The organism is Lysobacter sp. M2-1 (assembly GCF_022662495.1).
In the GTDB taxonomy this organism is placed as follows: domain Bacteria; phylum Pseudomonadota; class Gammaproteobacteria; order Xanthomonadales; family Xanthomonadaceae; genus JAKPBU01.
Map to the genome: position 1 here is coordinate 859,834 of NZ_JAKPBU010000001.1, position 23,579 is coordinate 883,412.

The 23,579-nt window shown below is 67.6% G+C and carries 25 protein-coding genes; 4 read left to right on the top strand and 21 right to left on the bottom strand.

Annotated features, from left to right (window positions below):
* Positions 1-32: 32 nt before the first annotated feature.
* The 7 genes from MC375_RS03765 to glnA all read right to left on the bottom strand — a co-directional run bounded on the left by MC375_RS03765 (position 33) and on the right by glnA (position 6,002).
* On the bottom strand, positions 33-794 hold the full coding sequence (locus MC375_RS03765; RefSeq protein ID WP_242101968.1) for an N-acetylmuramoyl-L-alanine amidase: 762 nt from the start codon (positions 792-794) through the stop codon (positions 33-35).
* A gap of 7 nt (positions 795-801) precedes the next feature.
* Positions 802-1,320, bottom strand: coding sequence for an arsinothricin resistance N-acetyltransferase ArsN1 family B (locus MC375_RS03770; RefSeq protein WP_242101969.1), 519 nt, complete (start codon positions 1,318-1,320; stop codon positions 802-804).
* Between the two features lie 107 nt (positions 1,321-1,427).
* A complete protein-coding gene (gene amt / locus MC375_RS03775; protein ID WP_242101970.1) occupies positions 1,428-2,969 on the bottom strand; it encodes an ammonium transporter in 1,542 nt (513 codons plus the stop codon).
* 19 nt (positions 2,970-2,988) lie between these two features.
* Positions 2,989-3,327: a P-II family nitrogen regulator gene (locus tag MC375_RS03780; RefSeq protein ID WP_242101971.1), complete on the bottom strand. Its 339-nt coding sequence runs from the start codon at positions 3,325-3,327 to the stop codon at positions 2,989-2,991.
* A 37-nt stretch (positions 3,328-3,364) separates the two neighbouring features.
* Positions 3,365-4,117, bottom strand: a complete 753-nt coding sequence (locus MC375_RS03785; protein WP_242101972.1) for a TorF family putative porin — start codon at positions 4,115-4,117, stop codon at positions 3,365-3,367.
* Positions 4,118-4,442: 325 nt separating this feature from the next.
* Positions 4,443-4,586 carry a hypothetical protein gene (locus MC375_RS03790; RefSeq protein WP_242101973.1) on the bottom strand — a complete coding sequence of 48 codons (144 nt, stop codon included), beginning with the start codon at positions 4,584-4,586 and terminating at the stop codon, positions 4,443-4,445.
* Between the two features lie 6 nt (positions 4,587-4,592).
* Positions 4,593-6,002: a type I glutamate--ammonia ligase gene (gene glnA, locus MC375_RS03795; RefSeq protein WP_242101974.1), complete on the bottom strand. Its 1,410-nt coding sequence runs from the start codon at positions 6,000-6,002 to the stop codon at positions 4,593-4,595.
* Between the two features lie 287 nt (positions 6,003-6,289).
* Between glnA and MC375_RS03800 the strand changes: the two genes are divergently transcribed.
* A complete protein-coding gene (locus tag MC375_RS03800; protein WP_242101975.1) occupies positions 6,290-7,144 on the top strand; it encodes an undecaprenyl-diphosphate phosphatase in 855 nt (284 codons plus the stop codon).
* Between the two features lie 21 nt (positions 7,145-7,165).
* Here the strand turns inward: MC375_RS03800 and MC375_RS03805 are convergent, their stop codons facing one another.
* From MC375_RS03805 to MC375_RS03840, 8 genes are all read right to left on the bottom strand, one after another.
* The gene (locus tag MC375_RS03805) at positions 7,166-7,483 is read right to left on the bottom strand and encodes a DUF1232 domain-containing protein (RefSeq protein ID WP_242101976.1); all 318 of its coding nucleotides are present in this window, start codon (positions 7,481-7,483) and stop codon (positions 7,166-7,168) included.
* 46 nt (positions 7,484-7,529) lie between these two features.
* On the bottom strand, positions 7,530-8,138 hold the full coding sequence (locus MC375_RS03810; RefSeq protein WP_242101977.1) for a YbhB/YbcL family Raf kinase inhibitor-like protein: 609 nt from the start codon (positions 8,136-8,138) through the stop codon (positions 7,530-7,532).
* Between the two features lie 44 nt (positions 8,139-8,182).
* The gene (locus MC375_RS03815) at positions 8,183-9,184 is read right to left on the bottom strand and encodes an alpha/beta fold hydrolase (protein WP_242101978.1); all 1,002 of its coding nucleotides are present in this window, start codon (positions 9,182-9,184) and stop codon (positions 8,183-8,185) included.
* A 25-nt stretch (positions 9,185-9,209) separates the two neighbouring features.
* Entirely contained in the window at positions 9,210-9,998 is a 789-nt protein-coding gene (locus tag MC375_RS03820; RefSeq protein WP_242101979.1) for a lysophospholipid acyltransferase family protein, read from the bottom strand.
* A 192-nt stretch (positions 9,999-10,190) separates the two neighbouring features.
* A complete protein-coding gene (locus MC375_RS03825) occupies positions 10,191-10,643 on the bottom strand; it encodes a hotdog fold thioesterase (protein WP_242101980.1) in 453 nt (150 codons plus the stop codon).
* 131 nt (positions 10,644-10,774) lie between these two features.
* On the bottom strand, positions 10,775-10,957 hold the full coding sequence (locus tag MC375_RS03830; RefSeq protein ID WP_242101981.1) for a hypothetical protein: 183 nt from the start codon (positions 10,955-10,957) through the stop codon (positions 10,775-10,777).
* Positions 10,958-11,022: 65 nt separating this feature from the next.
* A complete protein-coding gene (locus MC375_RS03835) occupies positions 11,023-11,208 on the bottom strand; it encodes a hypothetical protein (protein WP_242101982.1) in 186 nt (61 codons plus the stop codon).
* 50 nt (positions 11,209-11,258) lie between these two features.
* Positions 11,259-11,432, bottom strand: coding sequence for a hypothetical protein (locus MC375_RS03840; protein ID WP_242101983.1), 174 nt, complete (start codon positions 11,430-11,432; stop codon positions 11,259-11,261).
* A gap of 268 nt (positions 11,433-11,700) precedes the next feature.
* On the opposite strand from MC375_RS03840, the gene MC375_RS03845 reads away from it, so the two are divergent.
* Positions 11,701-12,714, top strand: a complete 1,014-nt coding sequence (locus MC375_RS03845; protein WP_242101984.1) for an amidohydrolase family protein — start codon at positions 11,701-11,703, stop codon at positions 12,712-12,714.
* A 26-nt stretch (positions 12,715-12,740) separates the two neighbouring features.
* On the opposite strand, the gene MC375_RS03850 is transcribed toward MC375_RS03845, so the two are convergent.
* The 6 genes from MC375_RS03850 to ggt all read right to left on the bottom strand — a co-directional run bounded on the left by MC375_RS03850 (position 12,741) and on the right by ggt (position 20,901).
* Complete coding sequence (locus tag MC375_RS03850) at positions 12,741-14,678, bottom strand: phospholipase D family protein (RefSeq protein WP_242101985.1); 1,938 nt, start codon at positions 14,676-14,678, stop codon at positions 12,741-12,743.
* Positions 14,679-14,692: 14 nt separating this feature from the next.
* A complete protein-coding gene (locus MC375_RS03855; protein WP_242101986.1) occupies positions 14,693-15,268 on the bottom strand; it encodes a YceI family protein in 576 nt (191 codons plus the stop codon).
* Positions 15,265-15,741 (bottom strand): histidine phosphatase family protein, encoded by a 477-nt coding sequence (locus tag MC375_RS03860; RefSeq protein ID WP_242101987.1) that lies wholly within the window; start codon positions 15,739-15,741, stop codon positions 15,265-15,267. Before MC375_RS03860 ends, MC375_RS03855 begins: the two co-directional genes overlap by 4 nt.
* Positions 15,742-15,840: 99 nt before the next feature.
* Positions 15,841-16,470, bottom strand: a complete 630-nt coding sequence (locus tag MC375_RS03865) for a ParA family protein (RefSeq protein WP_242101988.1) — start codon at positions 16,468-16,470, stop codon at positions 15,841-15,843.
* Between the two features lie 111 nt (positions 16,471-16,581).
* Positions 16,582-19,008 carry a prolyl oligopeptidase family serine peptidase gene (locus tag MC375_RS03870; protein ID WP_242101989.1) on the bottom strand — a complete coding sequence of 809 codons (2,427 nt, stop codon included), beginning with the start codon at positions 19,006-19,008 and terminating at the stop codon, positions 16,582-16,584.
* A 171-nt stretch (positions 19,009-19,179) separates the two neighbouring features.
* Positions 19,180-20,901 (bottom strand): gamma-glutamyltransferase, encoded by a 1,722-nt coding sequence (gene ggt, locus MC375_RS03875; protein WP_242101990.1) that lies wholly within the window; start codon positions 20,899-20,901, stop codon positions 19,180-19,182.
* 297 nt (positions 20,902-21,198) lie between these two features.
* Here ggt and MC375_RS03880 point away from each other — a divergent pair, with 297 nt between their 5' ends.
* The gene (locus tag MC375_RS03880; RefSeq protein ID WP_242101991.1) at positions 21,199-22,740 is read left to right on the top strand and encodes an Mbeg1-like protein; all 1,542 of its coding nucleotides are present in this window, start codon (positions 21,199-21,201) and stop codon (positions 22,738-22,740) included.
* Positions 22,741-22,870: 130 nt separating this feature from the next.
* A complete protein-coding gene (locus MC375_RS03885; protein WP_242101992.1) occupies positions 22,871-23,533 on the top strand; it encodes an ankyrin repeat domain-containing protein in 663 nt (220 codons plus the stop codon).
* The last annotated feature ends 46 nt before the right edge of the window (positions 23,534-23,579 follow it).

Here is a 23,579-nt window from a genome sequence, read left to right on the forward strand (position 1 = left end):
CAAATTAGTGCAATCCCCGTGCCGTCGCCAGCTCAACGGCCATCGGGATCGGTCAGTGCATGCAGGACCCGCAGGTCCTGCGCATCGAAGGCCGCCTGCGGATCGTCGCCGTCATCGCGCCCGCGGTAGTGGCGATGGAAGGCGCGCACGGCCGCCGCCCGGTCGTCCAGCGGGTAGCCCAGCGCGCGCATGGCGAGCCAGGGATCGAATCCGGCCGGCGGGTCGATAGTCGCCTCCGCGGGCCAGCGGCCGAAGCCGGCGTCGGCCAGGCGCTTCCAGGGAAAGCGCGCGCCCGGATCGCGTTTGCGCGTCGGCGCCAGGTCGGCATGGGCGATGACCTGGGTCTTCGGGATGTCCAGCCGTTCGCACAGGTCCTGCAGCAGCACCAGCAACGCGGCGAGCTGCGGCTCGGTGAACGGCTCGACGCCATCGTTGTCGAGCTCGATGCCGATCGACGCGGAATTCAGATCGGTGATCGCGCCCCAGCGACCACCGCCCGCATGCCAGGCGCGCTCTGCATCGGCGACCAGTTGGTAGAGACGGCCATCTTCGCCGATCAGATAGTGCGCGCTGACCTTGCCGCCGCTGTTCCGGGTGCGCAATGTGTCCAGGCTTTCCTGTGCCGACTCCTGCTCGGTCGCATGCAGCACGATGATCACCGGCCTGCGCGTGTCGTAATTCGGCGATGGCACCCAGGCGGCCAGTGGATTGCGCACCGGCGCCTGCGCGCAGGCGGCAAGCAGCAGACATGCCAGCACGAGGTTTGGACGGAGCTTGACGAGGTGCGGGCGCACGCCGGGATTATGCCGAATCGCGCAGCAGCAGCTGCCAGTACGCGACGTCGACCCACTGCCCGAACTTGTATCCGGTTTCGCGGAAATGCGCGACCTGTTCGAAGCCGAGCGCCGCGTGCAGGGCCACGCTCGCCGGATTGGGCAATGCCGCGCCGCCAATCACCGCATGCACATCGAGCCCGCGCAATTCGGCGATCAGGCCTGCGTAAAGCGCGCGCCCGACCCCGCGACCGACGACGTCCGGCGCCAGGTAGATCGACGATTCGACGCTGTGCCGGTAGGCGGCCCGCGCGCGCCACTGGCTCGCATAGGCATAGCCGACCACCGCATTGTCCGATTCCGCCACCAGCCATGGCAGTCCCTGCGCGTTGATCTCGGCGACACGCGCCGCCATCTCCTCGACCGGCACCGGGTCGAGTTCGAAGGTGATCACCGTGTCGGCGACGTAATGGTTGTAGATGGCCGCGATGCGCGCGGCGTCTTCGGTGCCGGCGCGCCGCAGTTGCAGCGGCGTCAGGGAATTCATCGGACAGGCCTTCGGTAAAAAAGGACGCCGACGCGCATGCGAACATGCGCGCCGGCATCTGGCATCGCGCGGCGGACGTGGGGAGGGACAGCACCCGCCGCGGCGCCTCAAGCTTCGTATGCAGTTTCTCCGTGCGAAGTGATGTCCAGTCCTTCCCGTTCGGCATCCTCGGCAACGCGCAGGCCGACGGTGTACTTGACGATCAGGAACGCGATCAGCGCTACCACGCCCGACAGCACCAGCGTGACCAGCACGCCCTGCGCCTGGATCCAGACCTGGCTGGCGATGCTGTAGTCGGGCAGCGCGGTCTCGGTGACGTAGTCCCAGATCCCTGCGCCGCCCAGCGAGGGCGCGGCGAATACGCCGGTCAGCAGTGCGCCGGTGATGCCGCCGATTCCGTGTACGCCGAACACATCCAGGCTGTCATCCGCGCGCAGCAGCTTCTTCAGGCCGCTCACGCCCCACAGGCACAGCACGCCGGCGATCGCGCCGATCGCGAGCGCGCCGTTGAGCCCGACGAAGCCCGCTGCCGGGGTGATCGCCACCAAGCCGGCCACCGCGCCGGAAGCCGCCCCCAGCAACGAAGGCTTGCCCTTGATCAGCCACTCGGCCACGGTCCAGGCCACCACCGCCGCCGCCGTAGCGAGGAAGGTATTGACGAAGGCGATCGCCGCCACGCCGCCGGCTTCGAGCGCCGAGCCTGCGTTGAAGCCGAACCAGCCGACCCACAGGATCGAGGCGCCGACCATGGTCAGGGTCAGGTTGTGCGGCTTGATCGCCTCACGCCCGTAGCCGGTGCGCTTGCCGATCACATACGCACCCACCAGGCCGGCGATCGCCGCATTGATGTGCACCACCGTGCCACCGGCGAAATCCAGCGCGCCCTTGGCGAACAGGAATCCGGATTTTGCGAGCACGCCGTCGACCGCGTCGGTATCGGTGAACGCATCCGGGCCGGGGAAGAACCAGACCATGTGCGCCATCGGCAGGTAGGCGAAGGTGAACCACAGCACCGTGAACAGCAGGACCCCGGCGAACTTCACGCGCTCGGCGAACGCGCCCAGGATCAGCGCGCAGGTGATGCATGCAAATGCGCCCTGGAACACGAAGAACGCCAGCTCCGGGATGTACACGCCCTTGGTGAACGTGGCACCGATGGAGGCGGCGTCGAGTCCGTTGGCGAACAGGCGATCGGTGCCGCCGATGAAGGCGCTGCCTTCGGTGAAGGCGAAGCTGTATCCATACAGCGCCCACAGCACCGCCACCAGCGAGAACACCACCAGGTTCTGGATCAGGATCGACAGCACGTTCTTCGAGCGCACCAGGCCGCCGTAGAACAGCGCCAGTCCCGGCAGGGTCATGAAGATCACCAGGGCCGTGGATACCAGTACCCAGACCGTGTCCGGTTTGCTGATGGCCGGCGCCGGCGCGGCTTCCTCCGCAGGCGCGGCGGCCGCAGCCTCCGCGGGCGCCGTTTCCGACGCGGACGGCGGCGCAGCGTCGGCCGGCGCTTCCGCCACTGGAGTTGCGGGCGTTTCCGTCGCCGGATCCTGGGCCAGAGCCTGGCCTGTCAGCATCAAGCCGCACAGCGCCGCCAAGCAGAGCGCGTGTACGCGGGTACGCCACCCGGAAAGCAATCGCGTGTTCATGGGGACCTCCGAGGACGGGTTAGAGCGCATCGGCGTCGATCTCGCCGGTGCGGATGCGGACGACCTGTTCGATCGCGCTGACGAAGATCTTTCCGTCGCCGACCTTGCCGGTGGCGGCGGACTTCTGCACGGCTTCGAGCGCCGCCTCGAGCATGTCGTCGGTGACGGCGCATTCGATCTTCAGTTTCGGCAGGAAGTCGACGACGTATTCCGCGCCGCGATACAGCTCGGTGTGGCCCTTCTGGCGACCGAAGCCCTTGACTTCGGTCACGGTGACCCCGGACACGCCGACTTCGGTGAGCGCCTCGCGCACCTCGTCGAGCTTGAACGGGCGGATGATGGCGGTGATCAGTTTCATCTGCTTCCTCCGTTGTGGTGCGATGCGGTCGCGGCCATCAGAACGCCTTGGCGAGGGTGAGCGCGAAGCGTCCGTCGGCGATGCGGGTGCCAAGCGCGTTGGTGTACAACGCCTCCTCGGCGTCGGTGTCGGTATAGGCTGCGGCCACCGAGAAGCCGTTCTCGAAGGCCTTGGTGACGCCGAGCTTCCAGTCGGTGTACTCGAAGTCCTCGTTGTCCTCGATCCACTGCTTGCCGCCGTGCACGTTTAGCGTCCAGCCGGGGGTGAAGGTCCAGTTGAGCGAAGCGTCGAGATAGCCGCTGCCTTCCGAACCGACATAACCGAACAGTTCGGTGAGGGCGTGGGAATACTTCAGGCCCAAGGACAGGGTTTCGATCGGGGCGACGGTCGCACCGACATAGATTTCCGTGGTGTCTGCACGGCTGAAGCCGTCGGGGAAATCGCCGGGGTAGTAGTAGGTCAGCACACCGACGTCATAGCCAAAGATGTCGCCTGCCTTGCCGCGGTAGCCGACATAGCCGTCGAGCTCCAGGCTGCTGGAGATGTCGCCGGGAATATCCGACAGCCAGCTGATGTTGCTGCCCCAGGCACCGGCATAGAAGCCGCTGTCGTGGGCGTACTCGACGCCGGCCTGCACGGCCGGATCCTCGTTGGTCTGCGATACGCCGCGGAAGACGTAGTCGCTGGTCAATGCAGCCGAACCGGAAACACCGGCCTGTGCGGCGCCCGCGGCAGCGAGGCCGAGCATCGCGGCGAGGGCGGTGGCGATCTTTTTGTTGCTGAACGACATGATGGGCTCCACTGCAAGGGAAGCCCTCCCCGGATGTTGCGTGTTGTTGCGTGCGGGCACTCTGTCGGCGCCCTGCACGTACTGCCTGCTCCTGTCGTGGATCGTTCCGATCCGTGGGCCCGATATCGCCGGACCCCGTCCCTGCCTTCGTGCGAATCCTGCTTCGGTCGAGCGGGGCTTGCCCCGCCCGACCAGGCCGGGCCGCGACGGAACACCCTCCGCCGCGACCGTACTGATCAAATCGCGTAATACATCTGGTTTTCGAGCTGCGGCGCGCCGGACATCCGCCCTTCCGAAGCTGCAGCAACTCGCATCCGGTCCTCCATCAGATGGTGTAGTACATCTGGTATTCGAGCGGGTGCGGAGTGGGCGTTTGCGCGGCACTGCCGCGCGCCCGCTCCGAACGCCCGCCGCGCTGCGGCGGGCCGGACATCCGCCAGCCCGAAGCCTGCGACCTTGGTGTCCTCATGCAGCATCAGATGGTGTAGTACATCTGGTATTCCAGCGGATGCGTCGCCGCGCGGAAGCGGGTGACCTCCTGCATCTTCAACGCGATGTAGCCGTCGATGAAGTCGTCGCTGAACACGCCGCCGGCCTTGAGGAACTCGCGATCCTTGTCCAGCGCCTCCAGTGCCTGGTCGAGCGAGTGGCACACGGTCGGGATGTTCTTCTCTTCCTCCGGCGGCAGGTCGTACAGGTCCTTGTCGCTGGGGCCGCCCGGATCGATCTGGTTCTTGATGCCGTCCAGTCCGGCCATCAGCAGCGCGGCGAAGGTCAGGTAGCCGGAGTTCATCGGATCGGGGAAGCGGATCTCGATGCGGCGCGCCTTCGGGTTGGCAACGTACGGAATGCGGCACGACGCCGAACGGTTGCGCGCCGAATAGGCGAGCATGACCGGCGCCTCGAAGCCCGGCACCAGGCGCTTGTAGGAATTGGTGGTCGAGTTGGCGAACGCGTTGATCGCACGCGCGTGCTTGAAGATGCCGCCGATGTACCACAGCGCGGTCTGCGACAGGCCGCCATAGCCGTCGCCGCTGAACAGGTTCTGCCCGCCCTTGGCCAGCGACTGGTGCACGTGCATGCCGCTGCCGTTGTCGCCGACGATCGGCTTGGGCATGAAGGTCGCGGTCTTGCCGTTGCGGTGGGCGACGTTCTTGATGATGTACTTCATGGTCAGCAGTTCGTCGCCCTTCTGCACCAGGGTGTTGAACTTGGTGCCGATCTCGCACTGGCCGGCGTTGGCGACCTCGTGGTGGTGCACTTCGACCTCGATGCCGACCTGCTCGAGCGTCTTGCACATCTCAGCGCGCAGGTCGTGCAGCGAATCCAGCGGCGCGACCGGGAAATAGCCGCCCTTGATCATCGGCCGGTAGCCGGTGTTGCCGCCTTCGTACTCGCGTCCGGAGTTCCAGTGCGCTTCCTCCGAGTCGATGTGGAAGAAGGTGTGCCCCATGTCGTTGGCGAAGCGGACGGCATCGAAGATGAAGAATTCCGGCTCCGGGCCGAAGAAGGCCTGGTCGGCGATGCCGCTGGACTTGAGATGCGCCTCGGCGCGCTTGGCCACGCCGCGCGGATCGCGCGAATAGGCCTGCATCGTGGCCGGATCCAGGATGTCGCAGGTCAGGATCAGGGTCGGATCGGCGGTGAACGGGTCGATGAACGCGGTGCCCGGATCGGGCAGCAGCACCATGTCCGACTCGTTGATGCCCTTCCAGCCGCTGATCGACGAACCGTCGAACATCTTGCCGTCCTCGAACAGCCCGGGCTCGACGATCGACTTGGGAAAGGTGACGTGATGCTGCACGCCACGCATATCGGCGAAGCGCAGGTCGACGAATTCGACCTTGTGGTCCTTGATCAGCTTTTCGACGTGTTCGATGGACATCGGGGTGGTTCCGTGATGATGGGCAGGGTTGCGGGGTATCCAGCAAGGGGTGTGCCAACCCGGAACGCACGCCAACTAGTTGATTTTCATGCAATGTTGCGAGCAGGTATCGCCTGTATGCACCAAGATGGACGTGCTCGATTTAGCGTTTGCACTGGTATGGTGCATAAGTCCGCGCCGCCCGCCCTCCGTGCAGCGCCCTTGCCGATCGGCACCCGAGCAGGGCCAGGGCCGGCTTCCGGTACCCTGCCTCGTTTTTACCCGTCCCCCGACCAGACCTCCGGCCCATGACCGATCTGCTCGCCGCGCTGCTGCTCGGCATCATCGAAGGCATCACCGAATTCCTGCCCATTTCCAGCACCGGGCATCTGCTGATCGCCGAGCGCTGGCTGGGCCACCGCAGCGACCTGTTCAACATCTCGATCCAGGCCGGGGCGATCCTGGCGGTGGTCCTGATCTACCGGCAACGCCTGTGGGATCTGGCGATGGGCTTCATCGGCCGCGGCGCACCAGCCGGTCACGATCCGGCCGGTCTTGCGCTGACGCCGGCGCAAGCGCGCGATTACGCGTTCAAGCTGCTGGTCGCCTTCGCGGTAACGGCGATCGGCGGACTGCTGGTCAAGGCGCTGGGATGGGAGCTGCCGGAACGGATCACGCCAATCGCCTGGGCCCTGATCCTCGGTGGCGTGTGGATGATCGCAGCCGAGCAGCTGGCGGCCAGACGCGCGGCGGCCCTGGGCGAACGCGTGCAGATCTCCTGGCTGGCCGCGATCCTGGTCGGGATCGCGCAGGTGGTGGCCGGTGTGTTTCCCGGCACCTCGCGCTCGGGCGCCACGATCTTCGTCGCGCTGCTTGCAGGCACGACCAATCGCGCGGCCGCCACCGAGTTCGCCTTTCTGGTCGGCATTCCGACCATGTTCGCCGCCACCGCCTACGAGCTGCTCGACGTGATCGGGAGCGGCGCGGCCGCGCACGAGGACTGGAGCGCATTGGCGATCGCGTTCACAGCCTCGGCGATCACCGCCTTCGTCGCGGTGAAGTGGCTGCTGCGCTACATCCAGAGCCACCGCTTCACGCTGTTCGCGGTGTATCGCTTCGTGATCGGTGCGGCGCTGCTGCTGCTCATTCCCAACGGCGCGTGACGGTTGGTTTCGCGCATCGCGCTAGCGCAGCCACCACCACCACACGCCCAGGCCCAGCAGCAGTACCCACAGCAGCACGATCGCGGCCGCCGCCATGCGGCTGGTGGGCAGCTGCGCGGCGCGTTCGGCCCGCGCGCGGGCGCGTTCGACGATCTCGGGCGGCGTGAGCCGGATCAGCAGGGCGATGGCCAGCGGGATCAGGACCAGATCGTCGAGCAGGCCCAGCACCGGAATGAAGTCCGGGATCAGGTCGATCGGGCTGAACGCGTAGGCAGCGACCGCCAGCGCGAGCACGCGCTGTGGCCACGGCAGCGCCGGATCGCGCGCGGCGAACCACACCGTCAGCGCCTGCCGCTTCAGCGCGCGGGCACGGGCGCGCCAGTGGCTAATGGGGCAGATGCAGCGAATAGGTGCCGTAGGTCGATGCCTCGCCCAGCACGTGACCGTGCATGGCGCGGAACACGTCCGCAGCCGTGAACCGGTCCGCAACGTCGAGCCGCTCCACGTCCAGCGCGAACACGCGGAAGAAATACCGGTGTTCGCGCAGGTCGTTGGGCGGTGGGTACGGACCGTCGTAACCGAAGTAGTCGCCCGCCATGTCGGCATCGCCGGCGAACCATCCGGTGTAGTCGTTCAGGCCCTGGCGTGCGCCGGCCGGGCCGTGCGGCGCGGCCTTGCCCCTCTTGTCGATGCCGTCGCTGCAGCTGCCCGCGTGGATCTCGCGTACGTCGCCTGGAATGTCGACCATCGCCCAGTGCACGAAGTCTCCGCGCGGATGTGCGACCGGGATTTCCACACCCGCCTGGCCCACCAGGGCGGCGTCGGTAGGCGCATCGGTATCGATGCACAGCAGCGCGAACGAACGCGTGCCCTCGGGTACGTCGTTCCATGCGAGCTGCGGATTGCGGTTGCCGCCGAAGCCGTCCTGCGCGCCCATGGCGAACTCGGGCGGGATGCGGTGGCCGTGTTCGAAGCTGTCGCTGCGGATCTTCATTGTCTGCTCCTGTGCCGGCGAGTATCGCCTAGGGCCTGTTAACCCTAGACCTGCGTCAACGCCTGTGACAGGCGATCGCTCACCCAGCCTTCGGCGAATCCGTCCAGGCGCGCGTTCTGCAGAAAGCCGCAATGTCCGCCCCATCGCGCGATATCCAGGTGCGCGGTGGCGGGCAGGCGCAGGGCGCGGAATTCGGCCACCGGGATCACCGGATCGTCCTCGGCCATGAGGATGTCGGCCGGCACGGTCAGCGCGGACAGCCGTTCGCCGGCGATGGAATAGCCTTCGAAGTAGCGGTCCAGGGTGCCGAAGTCCGTATGCCGCTCCACCATCCAGGTGGTCAGCTCGCGCATGCCCAGCTTCAGAGTGGCATCGTCGAAATCGTGGTACTGCGGAAACAGTGCGCGTTTGCGCACCAGTGAAGCGCGCCACTTGCGTTCGAAATAGCGCAGGTACAACCACAGGCCGCGTTCCATCTGTTCCATCGTCAGGGCCGGATCGAGCACCGGGCACACTGCGGCAACGCGCGCCAGCGGCAACCCGGCTGCAGGCGCGCGCAGGGCGACGCGCAGGATGAAGTTTCCGCCCAGCGAGTAGCCCGCACCCACCATCGGCAGGCCCGGCGCCAGGAAACGCCGCGCGATGTCGGCAGCGGCATGCACGACCTCATCGATCCGGTTGGAATGGAACAACGCCTCGTTGAGGTGGTGGCTGTCGCCGTGGTCGCGGAAATTGAGCCGAAACGTTGCGAAGCCTTTGGCCAGCAGCCTCGCCGCGGTGAGGCGCATGTAGCTGGATTCGGCGCTGCCCTCCCAGCCGTGCAGTAGCAGTGCCAGCCCGCGCGGCTCGACTCCGGGAACATGGCTGTAGAGTCCGTGCAGGCGCACACCGTCGCCGCCGTCCACCAGTTGCTCGACCGAGATCGCGCCACTGCCCTGGATCGCCTTCGCCCCGCGTCGGCGGCGCAGCGGGCTGGAGCCCAGCACCGATTGCACGTGCGGACTGCGCAGCCAGTGCGGTGGTCGGTAGTCGGCTGCGCTGAGCATCTGCTGACGCCTCGGAAAGTCTCCGCTAGTCACGCGTGCCTTCGGTCATCGCCGCCACGATCCGCTCGCGCGCGAGTTCTGCGATCCGCCGTCGCCCTTCGCCGCCATCGGAGGGGATGGGTTCCAGGAAGATCGCCTGCGCGTCGCGCATCGGCTCGCCGAGCAGGCGCAGGAAATTGGCGAAGAAGCTTTCGTTCGGCGCAAACGCGATGACGGTCTGCGCGCTGCCGTGCTCGCCGTAGCGCAGCGCCACCGGCTGCACCGGCACGCCGGCTTCCACCGCGGCCAGGAAGATGCGGGCGTGGAACGGGCCAACCGCGTGCCCATCGCGGGTGCGCCCTTCCGGAAAGACTCCGACCGAGCGCCCGGCGCGCAGCCGCGCCAGCATCTCGTGCAGCACCCCGCCCAGCGATTCGGTGCTGCCACGCTGGTGGAAGATGGTCTCGCCGCGCGTGGCCAGCCAACCCACGAACGGCCAGCCCGCGATCTCGCGCTTGGCCACGAATCCCATCATCCGCTGGCTGTGCAGGGCGACGATGTCGATCCAGCTGACATGGTTGGCGACGAAGACGGTTGCTCCCGGAAGCGGCGCGCCGACCCTGCGCATGCGCAGCCCGAACACGCGCATGAGCCCGGACTGCCAGGCCCGGATCAGTCGGTAATCCAGGCGCTCGCCGTCGCGCAGGCGGACGTGATGGATAGGCAGGGCAGTCGCCAGCAGGGTGAGCGGCAGGTCGATCAGCAGATGCCATACCAGCAAGGGCACGCGGTAGAGGTAGCGCAGCTGGCGCAGGGGATCGGAGGCCGGGTTCACCTGCGCACGATACCGAAGCCGAATGGAGCCGGGCACCCAATCGCGCCGCGACCTGCGTTCCGACGCGATCGGGCCCGGGCCGCCGCGGCGGGCCAGGGCGCGCGCCGACCCGGAACGAAGGCTCACGCGCGTTGCGTCCCATCCGCAAGGCCGCCGGTTTACGTCCGCTACGGGGACGGGATCGAAAGATGGTCAGGGCAAGGGTTTGCCTGGCAGGGCGATCACCGCCACGGTCAGGCGCGAAATGCACACCAGCTTGCCGGCCGGATCCTCGATCCGGATTTCCCAGACCTGGGTGCTGCGCCCGGTATGCAGCGCACGCACGGTGCCGGTGACCAGGCCCTCATGCACGCCGCGCAGGTGATTGGCATTGATCTCGATCCCCACCACGCCCTGGCCTTCGTCGACACTGAGCATGCCGGCGGTGCTGCCGAGGGTTTCGGCCAGCAGTACCGAAGCTCCGCCGTGCAGCAGTCCATAGGGCTGGTGGGTGCGCGCATCGACCGGCATGGTCGCGCGCAGGAAGTCGGGGCCGATCTCGGTGAAGACGATGCCCAGCGGCTCCATCGCGGTGCCATGGGACATGGCGTTGAGGGCTTCGAGCGAGGTGGTGCGCCGGAAGGCGCCGGTGCGAAGCTGATTCATGCCGGCACCATAGCGGCCGGCGTCCCTCCATAAAAGTCAGCCGCCCGGGGAAGGCGGCTGCAAAAACCGGCGGCGGCGACGCAGAGGGGAGAGAGGAGGGACTGCGCCGGCCGCGCCGGGGGAGCTCGAGATTACGCGCAGCGGAAGCGGGTCAGGCCCCAGTCGTTCACGTAGCGACGGTCGCTGGCATAGCCGCTGCTGCTGCCGTAGCCGATGCCGAAATCGCGCTCGCGGCGCTCACGGCGGGCCGGCAGGGCCTCCACTGGAGTGGCGGGACGGCGGTTCGGGGTTGGGGCGGTCATCAGGGCGTTCATGGCGGTTTTCCTGGGTGGCTTGGTAAGCCGAGGTGAATCAGGTGACGTGGGAGAGGCGAGGTGGGTCAGGCGCAACGGAAGCGGGTCAGGCCCCAGTCGTTCACGTAGCGCTTGGCGCTGGCGTAGCCGCTGCTGCTGCCGTAGCCGATGCCGAAATCGCGCTCGCGGCGCTCACGGCGGGCCTGCAGAGCCACCACGTTGTCGGCGTGGTCGCGGTTCGGGGTCGGGGTACGGGGGGTCGGGGCGTTCATGGCAAGGGTCCGTGGTGGTCCAGCGGGGGCTGGTGGTGCGAATGGAGGGGTCAGGCGCAACGGAAGCGGGTCAGGCCCCAGTCGTTGGTGTAGCGCTTGGAACTGGCATAGCCGCTGCTGTTGCCGTAGCCGATGCCGAAGTCGCGTTCGCGGCGCTCACGGCGGGCATTCAGGGCGATGACGTTGGAAGAAGCGTTGGCGGGGGTCTGGGTCTTGGCGTTCATGGTGGTCTCCGTGGGTGTCTTGCTGTCTTGGTGAAATGGTGTGTTGGTAAAGTACAACACCAGTTCCTCAGTTGTATGTGCCAGAAGTCATGGGTCTGACGTCATGGGTCTTGCGGGGGGTGTGCCGGCCGGCGATGTCGCGCCGCGCCGGCTCCCTCATTGAGATGGGCGGACGGCGCAAACCGTTGCCATGACTGACGACCTAGACGCAGGCCTGGCCTCGCAACGGTTGCCGTTAGCCAGTGGGACTTTCCAGGGGGATCCGTGAATGAAGCGACTGGTCTGCAGCTTGCTGTTCTCCATTCCGCTGGCGGGCGTCGCCGCTGGACGGCCCGCCGTGCAGCCCGTGATCGACATGCATCTGCATGCCTACCCGATGGACGAACTGCCGCCCGGCACCCCGGCCTGCCCTGGCGACCAGCAGGTATTGATCCCGACCATCGATCCGGGCGAAGCGCTGGACTTCGCCAAGTTCATGACCTGCGACAAGCCGATATTCGCGGCCGCGGACGATGCGGGCCTGCGCGACGGCACCATTGCCGCGCTGCGTCGGCACGACGTGCGGCGTGCGATGACCGAAGGACCGGTCGAACTGGTCGCCGATTGGCGCAAGGCCGCGCCGGACCTGATCCTCCCCGGCGTCGCCTTCGGGAAGCGCAAGGAAAAATCGATCGCCGAGTTGCGCGCGCTGCATGCGGCCGGCCAGCTGTCGGTGCTGGGCGAGGTCTACATCCAGTACCGCGGGCATCGGCCCGACGATCCGCGCTACGCACCCTACTTCGCGCTGGCCGAGGAGCTGGACATTCCGGTCGGCATCCACCTGGGCGAGGGCCCCCCGGCGGCGGCGCGTTTCCCAGGTTACGAGGACTATCGCGCCAGCATGGGCTCACCGTTCCTGCTGGAAGATGTGCTGCGCAAGCATCCGAAGCTGCGCATCTACGTGATGCACTACGGCTCGCCGCTGGTGGACGAGATGATCGCGATGATGTTCACCCACCCCAACCTGTACGTGGACGTGTCCGGCAACAACTGGAGCCTGCCACGCGCGCAGTTCCACGATGCGCTCAGGCGCATGGTCGATGCGGGGCTGGAGAAGCGGATCATGTTCGGCTCCGACCAGATGTACTGGCCCGACGCGATCGGCGAGGCGATCAAGACAATCGAGACCGCGCCGTTCCTGGACGCGGAGCAGAAGCGCGACATCCTCTACAACAACGCTGCGCGGTTCCTGCGCCTGAGCGAGGCGCAGATCGCGGCGGACCATGCGCCGCTGCGCGACTAGCGTGCCAAGGCGGGCCCGGGCCCGCCCTACAGTATCGGAGCCAGTCCCGCCCCGAATGCCGTGAAGATGCGCGTGAGCAGGCTCTTGAACCCGAGCGCGACCTCGGGGAAATCGCCTACCGGTTCGTAGCACAGGCGGAAACGTGGATCGTCCGGCGGCAAAGGCATCGGGCACTCGGGTCCCGGCTTGAACTCGTAGCTGGTGGCGTAGCGCATCGGCCACAGGTCGAACACCGGCAGGTGCTCGGACACCTTGGCCAGCGAATACTCCAGGCCTGAGAACACCGGTGGCTTGTCGCGCCGGGCGATGGTCCAGGCATTCTGCGGGGCCATGTCGCGGCGGATGCTGGCGGCCAACTGCTGCGCGAACGCAGGGTCGTCGATCACCACCGCGCTCTCGGTGTTGTAACTGTCGCCGCGCGGGTCGAAGTTGTGGGTGCCGACCACGCCGATCCGCTCGTCGATCACCATCGACTTCGCATGCAGGCCCACGCGCACGCCGGCGCGCTTGAGCGGCACCCGGTCGTTGACGTTGTAGCCGGCAAAGCGCAGCGCCGAATACTCGCGCGTGAGCGGACGCGGCGCGCCGTTGGCATCGCCATTGGGCCCATGGCGCCGCTCGCTCTCCAGCACCGGCGCGCCGTCGATGAGCGGGGTGCCGTCGTCCTGCCAGCCGATGTCCACCGCGCCGGTGGCATCGACGTCGATCGGCGCGTCCTCGGGAAATGGCTTGAATTCGTAGATGTCGAAGCCGAAATCGCGCAGGTAGCGCCGCTTGTACTTGTACGAGAGCGCGTAGGTGATGAACGAATCGGTCGCAGCCAGGCTGTTGGTCGACACCCTGACCTTGGGCGCATCCGCGCGATCGTGCAGGTCGCGGAACATCTGCTGCGCGGGCTTCGACAGCACCAGGTACGGCGTCTGCAACAGCACTTCGTCCTGCGCCGATTCGATCAGCTCGCGCAGTCCGCCGGTGGAAGGCGCGAGCGCGTCCTGTTCGTCGCGTCCATGCTTTTCCGGCAGGTCGCCGAGGAACTGGACGTCACCGACCGGCAATGCCGCCCCGGTCAGGCGCTCGGTGATCAGCGCCGCGTCGTCGGCCTCGCGCGACACCGCCGCCACGCGCGCGGGGTCTTCGTACTCCGGCGCGTTCCACTCGCGCACGCCATTGCGTAGCAGGAAAGTGCCGACGTCCGCCAGTTGCTCGATCGGCACGCTGCGCCGGCTGCCCCAGAACGTGTCGAAGTTCGCCTGCATCGCCGCGACTTCGGGACCGGCCAGCAGCAGGTCGCGGTCGCGGAAGTTGTACTCGTCACTCCAGTCGTAGTAATCGTCCTGGTAGTTGCGGCCGCCGGTGATCGCGACCTGGCCGTCGATCACCAGCAGCTTGCTGTGCATGCGCTGGTTCAGGCGCCGCCAGCAGCAGGCCGCAGCCAGCAGGTACTGCGGGTAGTTGATGCGTGCGCGCCCCAGCACCGGGTTGTAGATGCGTACCTCGAAATTGCGGTGCACGCCGGCCAAGGCCGCAAGCGTGTCGACCTTCTTCAGTGCCGACAGCTGGTCGATCAGCACCCGCACCTGTACGCCGCGGCGCGCGGCTGCGAGCAGTTCCTCCAGCGCCAGCCGGCCGGCGTCGTCCTCGTCGAAGATGTAGGTCTGCAGATCGATCCGGGTGCGCGCCGCGCGCAACAGATTGATCCGCGAGATCAGGGCATCCTGTCCGTAATCCAGGATCAGCGCATAGTGTCGCGGCGCCGCCGGGCCGCTCTCGGTCAGCGCGCGCGCGCCAAGATCGCGCAGCGATGAATCCTGGGCGCAGGCGTCGGCCTGCGCGCAGGTGAGCTCGCTCGATCGCGCGGCGTGCGCCACCTGCGCAGCACGCGCGCGTTCGACCGGGGAGAGCGTGGCACAGGCGCCGGATGCCGCCGCCAACAGCAGCACTGCCGCGCGCAACCAGCGCGGCATCGCCCCTTGCCGGGTCACGGCAAGGCCCCGGATTGCAGCCGCAACCGCAGTTCGAAACTCACCCGCGCACGCACGGCCACCTTCCAGTCGTCCATGCCGTAGTCCTCCCGGCGCACGCTGCCGCGTGCCACCAGGTCGCAGCCGATGCCCGGCTGCGCGCACACTGCCGGCTCCACGGTGAAGATCTCCTGCTGGGCCACCCCATGGATGTGCAGGGTGCCGGTGAGCCTGCCACCCTCCCTGAGCAGGCTGGGCAGGTAGGGATCGGAGGTGAAGCTGACCCAGGGATACCGCTGGGAGTCGAAGAATTTGCGGCCGCGCGCGAATTCGGTGTAGCGCGGATAGCCGACGATTTCCACGTCGGCGGTGGCCAGGCGCATCGTCACCTGCTGATAGCCGTCGGGCAGGGCACGCACGGCACCCTCGTATCGCGGGAACCGGCCTTCCAGCTGCTGGCCCCAGCGCGTGTGCAGCACGAAGCCGATGTGGGTATGCGCGGAGTCGAACGCCTGCGCAGCTGCCGCGAACGGGAGGCAGGCGAGGCAGGCCGCACCGATCGCGCGCAGGACGCGCGTCCGGGCTGGATTCATGGCCACCAGAAGGCGACGAGGCTTGCGATGCCCGGTTCGATCGCCGCGTCCACCGGCAGCCGCAGGACCGCGATCCCGCCGGGCGGCATGCCGCGATAATCGCCGGACTGGCCGCTGTGCATCAGCGCGGCCAGCTGCTCGAACCCGGGGTTGTGGCCGACCATCAGCAGCCGGGTCGCATCGCGGTTCTGGTCGGCCAGCCCCGCCAGGTCGCCTGGCGAGGCCTCGTAGATCGCGGCTTCTTCCCGGGTCGGGACCGGACCCAATTCGGCAACGACGGCCTCGGCCGTCTCGCGGGCGCGTTGCGTGGGCGACACCAGCATTCGGTCCGGCACCAGGTCCTGCGCCTTCAGCCAGCGCGCCGCGGCCTGGGCCTCGCTCCGTCCTTCGTCGGAAAGCGGTCTGTCGGCGTCAATCTGCCCGGTCGCGACCGCATCGGCATGGGCGTGACGCAGCAGGATCAGTTCGCGCATGACGCAACTCGACTGTCGGGGGAGGACGACAAGCGTAGCCGACCGCACGCACGGGGGCGTGAGCCGGCGATGAAGCCTCTCACCGCGTTGCGTTGCCGCTCAGGCCTTGCGTACCCAGCGCAGCAGCGGCTGCCAGTCTTCCTGGTGTTCGCGCACCTGCTGCGAGTGATAGTCGAACAGGCTTTTGCCCAGGCCGGTGAGCATCACGTAGGCCTGGCTGTCGCGCAGCTGCGCCACCAGTGGATAGGGCCACGCCTTGAACAGGTCCAGCGCCTGCTGCGAGGCGTTGGTCCACGGCTTGAGCCGGTTGCCCACCAGACCGACGCGCAGATCGCCCCTGCGCACCCGCGGCAGCTTGGCCAGCGTATTGAGGAAGGGCACGGTGGCTTCGATATCCAGCGCCGAAGGCAGCACCGGCACCACCACTGCGTCCACCTTGTCGAGGAACCGCTCCAGATCGCCGGCCATCGCGCCGGCCGGGGCATCGATCACCACCTGCTGGGTGTCGTCAGGGACCTTCTTGCGCCAATCCTTGCGGCCGCCGTCGAGCGGCAGCACCGCGCTCTCCAGCCCGGCCCGGCGCTCGGCCCAGCGGGTCGAGGAGCCTTGCGGATCGGCATCGACCAGCACCGTGCGCTGCCCGGCCAGCGCCGCCTGCGCGGCAAGATGGGTCGCGATGGTGGTCTTGCCCACCCCACCCTTGGAACTGGCCACCAGAACCGTCTTCATCGACACCTCCGACCGGGCACAAGAGCGGCGAGGGTACACCGGCGCGGCGTCGGCATGGGCCGGCAATGCGTGGAGCTGCGCCCCGCAGCCGCTGGTCGCAGCCAACCGGGGCTAGTGCGACCGCGCCACCGGGGCAACGCCCAGGTTGGCCCGCAGGAAGGCAGCCACGGCTTCCCACAGTTTTTTCTGGTTTGCCTGGTCTTCCACACCGTGGGCCTCGCCCTCCAGGGTTACCAGGATGGGCGGGCGACCGGCGGCGCCCAGCATCCGCGCCAGCCGGCGCGTGTGCTCGTAATCGACGCGGAAATCTTCGGTGCCATGCGCCAGCAATACCGGCACCGTGAGGTCGCGATAGCGATACAGGGGCGAATACGCCTGCATGGATTCGGTTTCGGTGTGGGGGTCGCCAATGGCTTCCTCCAGCTCCTTGCGGCCTTCCTTGCTGCGCCCGGAATCGCTGGCGGTGAAGAACAGCGTCCGGTCGCTGACTCCGGCCATCGATACCACGCAGCGGAACCGCTCTGGCCAGCGGATGGCGGACACCAGCGCCGAATAGCCGCCATAGCTCGATCCCATCGCGCACATGCGCTCGCGGTCGAGGGCGTGGGCGGCAAGCGCCGCGGCAAGCGCGGCATCAATGTCATCCTCTATCAGGGTGCCGTAGCTGCGCTTGCCAGCCGCCCGGAACTTGCTGCCGTAACCCTCCGAACCGCGGAAGTTGACCTGCAGCACCGCATAGCCCAACGCGGCGAGGAACTGCACTTCGGGATCGAAGTAGCGCGAATCGCGCACGCCGATCGGACCGCCGTGCGCCAGTACCACCAGCGGCACGGGCTCCTGCGCCTTGGGGAGTGTGAGGTAGGCCTCGATCGGGAATCCGTCTTTACTTGTGGCACGGACGATGCGGGACGGCGCGAAACTGCGCCCATTCAACCAGGGCCGCGTCTGCAGCAGCAGCGCCGCACGCTTCGCGTCTGCGTCGAGGTGGTAGATCTCGCTCGGCTGATCGCTGCTGCCAACCAGCAGCAGAAACTGGCGGGATGCGGCATCGCGGTCGAGTATGCGTACGGTCCTACCCGGAAAGGCGCGTTGCAGCCGTTCGTCCAGTGCCTTGCTGGCCGCGTCGAAATATTCGCTGACCAGCTGGCCGTCCTCGTAGTAGGTCGCGCCTATCAAGTTGCGCTGACCGTCGAACAGCGCACCCTGCACGTCCACCCCGCGGCGCGAGAACAACGTGCGTCCGATCCTGCCGGTCGCCGGATCGACTTCAACCAGGTCGCGCTGCTCGCGATCCTTTTCGCTCCATCCATAGATCAGGTTACCGTCGGTTGAAAGCCCAAAAGGAGAGAACGTCTCTCCGTCGTCGAGCGTCATCACGTCGCGGAACTGGCCATCGCGCCCGTGCACCAGCACCCGGCTCTCTTCGCGTACAACGATGGCGGCGCGCAGATTGCCGGCCGCATCCGTGAACCACTGCCGGTCGTCCTTGAGGCCCCTGTCCAACGCGCTGGTGCGGCCGTACTCGAACCGGTTGAGAAAGTATTGCGTCGAGACGTCGAGCCGATGCACCTGGACGTCCGCACCTAGCGGGCCAATGTAGAGGCTGGCGAACAGGATGTGGTCCGGATCGTTAGGCAACGGATCCACCAGCAAGCCCTTCACCGGCACCTTCACCCGCTCGTAGGTACGTTGAGCCGCTTCTCCCCGGACATGCAGCACAAACACCGCGTCGATCTGATGCTGCTCGCCGCAACTGACGATCAGTGCGCGGTTGCCTGACCAGTCGATACGCGAAATCTCCACCGGGGATTCAAGCGCCAACACCGACGTCTCACTGCGCAAATCGATCATCCTGATCGTCCAATGCCACTTCGTGCCCCTCTTCTCGCGATCAACCACGGCAACCAGATCACCGCCCGGATTGATGCTGATCAGGTCTACAGCGGTGGGCTTCCACAGATTTTCGACTGTTTCCGGCAAGGGCGTCGTGGTGGCCTCTGCGGGCGCGGCAGCACGCTCGCCATCGGCATCAGTGCCGCCGCCGTGTTGGCGGTAGAACGCAGGAAACGGATCGGGGTAATGCCCCATGTAGGTCAATACGTGCCGCTCCGACAGCTCCGGATACGTCTGATCCATCCAGTCCATCGCCAGCAGGCCGCGGTTGGCGACATGGACCATGGCGTTGAACTCGTCGATATCCCGGTAGATGAGGTCACCCGGATAATTGAGGATCCCCTGCTTCACCTCAAAGGAATATTCCTCGTTCTCCCCGAGTTCGAAGCTTCGCAGGGGCTTCCTCACGGTATCCCAGCGATATCTCCCGGCAGGCACCACGTACAGGCGCGTGGTTCTGCCCTTCCCGATATCCTTGATCGATTCGGCATCGAAAAGTGTACCGTTGCGCTTGATCCGCAAAGCCTGCAGCGGAATGTCGGTATCCACCGCGACCAGCAGCAGACCACTGCCGGCCGGCAACTGGAGATCCTCGCCCGGACGCACTTCCCGCACTTCGGCGTGCAAGGGCCAGACCAGGCTCACGGCCAGCCACAACAAGGCCGAGCCGAACCGCTTGCGAAAGCGGCGATCGTGACGCTGCATGTAGTCCCCATCCCCGCGCGGCGGCCCGCGTCGCACCCCGGCGCGCGATCGCCGCCGGCCCTCGCGACCGAGCATAGCCGGTTCGGCTGCGGCGCGGACCGTGTCCGGTGCTCAGTACCCCGCCGCCTGACCGTCCTTGCGCGATTCGCTGGCGCCGATGTAGCCGCCGTGCGGGTTGACCCGGATCGCCTGGTAGCCGCCGTAGGGGCCGTCGGCGAAGCGCACGCTGTGGCCCTTGCGCATCAGTGCGCGCACGGTCTCATAAGGGAAGCCGGATTCCAGGTCGACCTCGCCGCTCCCCTCGGGGGTAGCGTTCTGGCCGGTGGGTTCGGTATCGCCATCGTGCTGGATGCGCGGCGCGTCGCCGGCTTCCTGCAGGTTCATGCCGAAGTCGATCAGGTTCATCACGATCTGGGCATGGCCCTGCGGCTGCATCGCCCCGCCCATCACGCCGAAGCTCATCCACGGCTTGCCGTCCTTGGTGATGAAGGCCGGGATGATGGTCTGGAACGGCCGCTTGCCCGGGGCATAGCTGTTGGGATGGCCTTCCTTGAGCACGAACATCTCGCCGCGATCCTGGAAGATGAAGCCCAGCCCCGGCGGCGCCATGCCGCTGCCCATGCCGCGGTAGTTGGACTGGATCAGCGACACCATCATCCCGTCGGCGTCGGCGACGGTGAGATAGATGGTGTCGCCCTGGTTGAGTTCGGGGATCACGCCCGCCTCGACCGCGCTCGCGGCGCGCTCCATCGAGATCGCCTTGCCGCGCTGCTTCGCGTACGCCTTGGACACCAGCCTGGACACCGGCGTCCTGTAGAAATCCGGATCCGCGTACAGCGCGGCGCGGTCGGCGAAGGCGAGCTTCTTGGCTTCCACGAACAGATGCACGTGCTCGGGGCTGCCGAAGCCGTAACGCTTCAGGTCGTAGGGCTCGAGCAGGTTGAGGATCTGCAGCGCGGCGATGCCCTGGCTGTTGGGCGGCAGTTCCCACACATCGAAGCCGCGGTAGTTGGTGCTGACCGGTTCGACCCATTCGCCCTGGTGCGCGGCCAGGTCGTCGTAGCTGAGGAAGCCGTCGTTGGCCTTGAAGTAGGCGTCGATGGTGCGCGCGATCTCGCCCTTGTAGAACGCATCGCGCCCGCCCTGCGCGATCTGCTCCAGGGTGCCGGCGAGATTGGGGTTCTTCCAGGTCTCGCCGGTGCGCGGCGCGCGGCGTTCACCTTTGCCGTCGACGACGGTGAATTGCTCGGCGTAGCCGGGCCATTTCGACAGGCGGGGGACCGAGAGACTCCAGTAGTGGGCGATCGTCTCGTGCACTGGATGGCCCTCGCGCGCGTAGCGGATCGCCGGCGCCAGGTTTTCGGCCATGGGTTTGCGGCCGAACTTGCCGTGCAGGGCGAACCAGGCATCGACCGTCCCGGGCACGCTTACCGGCAGCGGGCCGTGCGGCGGAACGTCGGTGAGGCCGCGCCTGCGGAATTCGGCCAGGGACAGCGATTTCGGCGAACGACCCGAGCCGTTGTAGCCGTGCAGCTTGCCGGTCTGCGGATCCCAGACGATCGCGAACAGGTCGCCGCCGATGCCGTTGCCGGTCGGCTCCATCAGCCCCAGCGCGGCATTGGCCGCGATCGCCGCATCCACCGCACTACCGCCGGACTGCATCACGTCCAGCGCGATCTGGGTGGCGAGCGGATGCGAGGTCGCCGCCATCGCATGCGGGGCGTAGACCTCGCTGCGGGTGGCGAACTCGCGGCCGGTGATGCGGTCGGCAGCCAGCGCCGCGGGACTGCTCGCAAGGCAGACGATGCTCAGGCACAGGCGGAAGCGGGACATGAACACTCCGGTGGCGAGGTACGAAGTTGGGGAGGGACGGATCACGCTGGCGACTCCGCCCCTAAGGTAACCCCCTGGCGTTGCGGCGGCAGAGCGCCTCGAAGCGCGGCTGGCGTAGCGCCAATGCCTGCCCGGCCTTCGATCTGCTGCGGCGGGCGCCAATCACCGGTACAACGACGGCAGCCTGTCGTCATCGCCATCGAGCGGCCGCGGCCCTCTCCCCTCTAGGGCGCGCCCTAGCTGTTCCCGGCCCCGCATCGCGCTAGGGTCGCCATGCGAACCGGTATGGAGCGGGCCATGGGCGGCAGCGTTGTTTCTCCCTCGAGCGATTCCAGCCTGAGCAGCTGGTACCGGCCCGAGCCGGTCCTGCCTGCGACGACGACACAGTTGCCGGCCACCACCGGCTACCGGCCCGAGCCGACCTACCATCCGCAGCTGGCCGGGCTGACCTCGGGCGCCGAACCGCAGGGCGGGCCTTCCGGCCCATACGCCCTGCCCGCCGGCAGCACCCTGGCCCAGACCGCCGGCGGCACCCAGGCGCAGCCCTTCGACGTGACCCTGTCGCAGCTGGCCACCGCCGTCTACGGCACCCGCGGCGATCCGCCGCCGGGCTGGAGCGCGATCAGTGACCAGATGCTGGCCGAACGCGGCATCGCCGATCCCACCGCCTGGCGCGAGCAGTTCCTGGGCGGCGGCACCCAGACCACGGAGCAGGAATTCAAGGCCGAGATCTATACCGACGGCAACGGCAACTTCGTGCTGTCCTACCGGGGTACCGCCGAGGGCGCGGCGGACTGGGAGAACAACTTCGAGCAGGGCCTGGGCTTCCAGACCGATCCGGTCGACAAGTTCAGCGGCACCGCGGTGAACACGGCGATGGAATTCGCGCGGGTGTTCGGCGACCCCGACGGCGATCCGACCAACCTCGCCCTGACCGGCCATTCCCAGGGCGGCGGCCTGGCCTCGGTGGGCTCGCTGGCGTCGGGCATCCCAGCGGTCACGTTCGATGCCTCGGGCATCCATCCCAACACGCTCGATCGCATGGGCTTCGCCCCGGATCAGGCGCGCAGCTACGCCGAGAACGGCGGCATCCGCGCCTATTCGCTCGACAGCGACATGCTCAGCCAGGCCCAGGAGAGCTGGGTCACCGGGCTGGTCGCGCCCGACGCGCTGGGCACCCGGATCGTGGTCTCGCCGGGCCCGGTCGCCGAACACACCCTGTTCGGCCGCGGTGCGGCGGACGAATTCCGGGACATGTCGGCCGGGGAGCGTGCAGTCTGGAACAGCGTGGTCGAGGCCGCGCGCCATAGCGGCATTCCGCTGGTCGACGGCGTCGGCGACCTGGCCTACGCGGCCATGAGCCACAACCCGAACGTGCTGACCGCGGCGATGATCGAACGCGAGCCCTGGCAAGCCGGTTACGAGAATCCGTCCGACCTCGGCCGCGACCTGCAGGACCTGCTGCCCGAACCGCTGAAGGACGATTACGCGCGCAATACCCACGATTTCGTGTCCGACATCGGCGAGGTGGTCGACACCGACTTCCGCAACGGCGACTACGTGCAGGGCGGGTTCCGGATCCTGGGCGACCTGAGCGAAGGCGTGTTCAATTCCACCGGCGACACCGTCAACCGCGGCACCGAAAGCGCGGCCAGCTTCGTCGACGAGCATGTCGGTGGCCTGCCCGGCGATCTGCTTGCCGGGGCGATTACCGGCAGCGGCGACCTGACCCAGGGTGCGATCGACCTGGCCGGCCAGGGGACCGAGCTGCTGGCCGATGGGGCCGGGGCCGTCGCCCAGGGCGCCAGCGATTTCGTCGGCTGGCTCAGCGGGCGCTGAGCCCCCTACGCTATCCCGGATGCGCTTGCGCCGCGGTCGCGGCAGCGCCGACACTGCCCGCATGCGCCTGAAAGTGGCCGCCCTCCTCCTCGCTTCCGCCTGTAGCGCCCCGGGGTGCGCGCGCCCGCCCATGAGCAACGACCGCTTCACCAACCCCGATATCGCGCCGCTGGCCGACGCGGTGGCCCGCGGCGATGCCACGGAAATCCGTCGCCAGGCCGCGAACGTCGACCCCGATACGCCAGGCACGGACGGCGCGAGCCTGCTGGTCGAGGCCATCGGTCAGGGACGCCTGGAAAGCGTGCAGGCACTGCTGGAGGCGGGCGCCGACCCGAACCGCCCCGGCATGGGCGGCGAAACCCCGGTGCATGCCGCCGCGTTCGCGAAGGATCCGCAACTGCTGCGCGCCGTGCTGGCCCATGGCGGCGATCCGGACGTGCGCAACCCGCAGACCGGCGCGACGCCGCTGATGCAGGCGCTGCTGGCCGGCAATCCGCAGCAGCTGCATCTGCTGCTGGATGCCGGCGCCGATCCCAATCTGCCCGACCGCAACGACGACACGCCATTGCACGTGGCCGCGCGCACCAATGCCGGCGCGGCGATCCTGCAGCTGCTCGACAAGGGCGCTCAGCCGCAGGCCCGGAACTCGGGTGGGGCGACGTTCCAGGACTACTACTTCGCCGTCCAGCGCGGGGTGCTCAACGAGCGTGCGTTGGCTGAGCGCCGCGAGATCGTGGCCTGGCTCAAGGCGCACAACGTGCCGCTGGGGCCGAAGGTCGAGGCGGTTTACTAGGACGCAGACCGGCGCCGCCCGCCGGCGTTCGGGCCTGCGCGGCGCC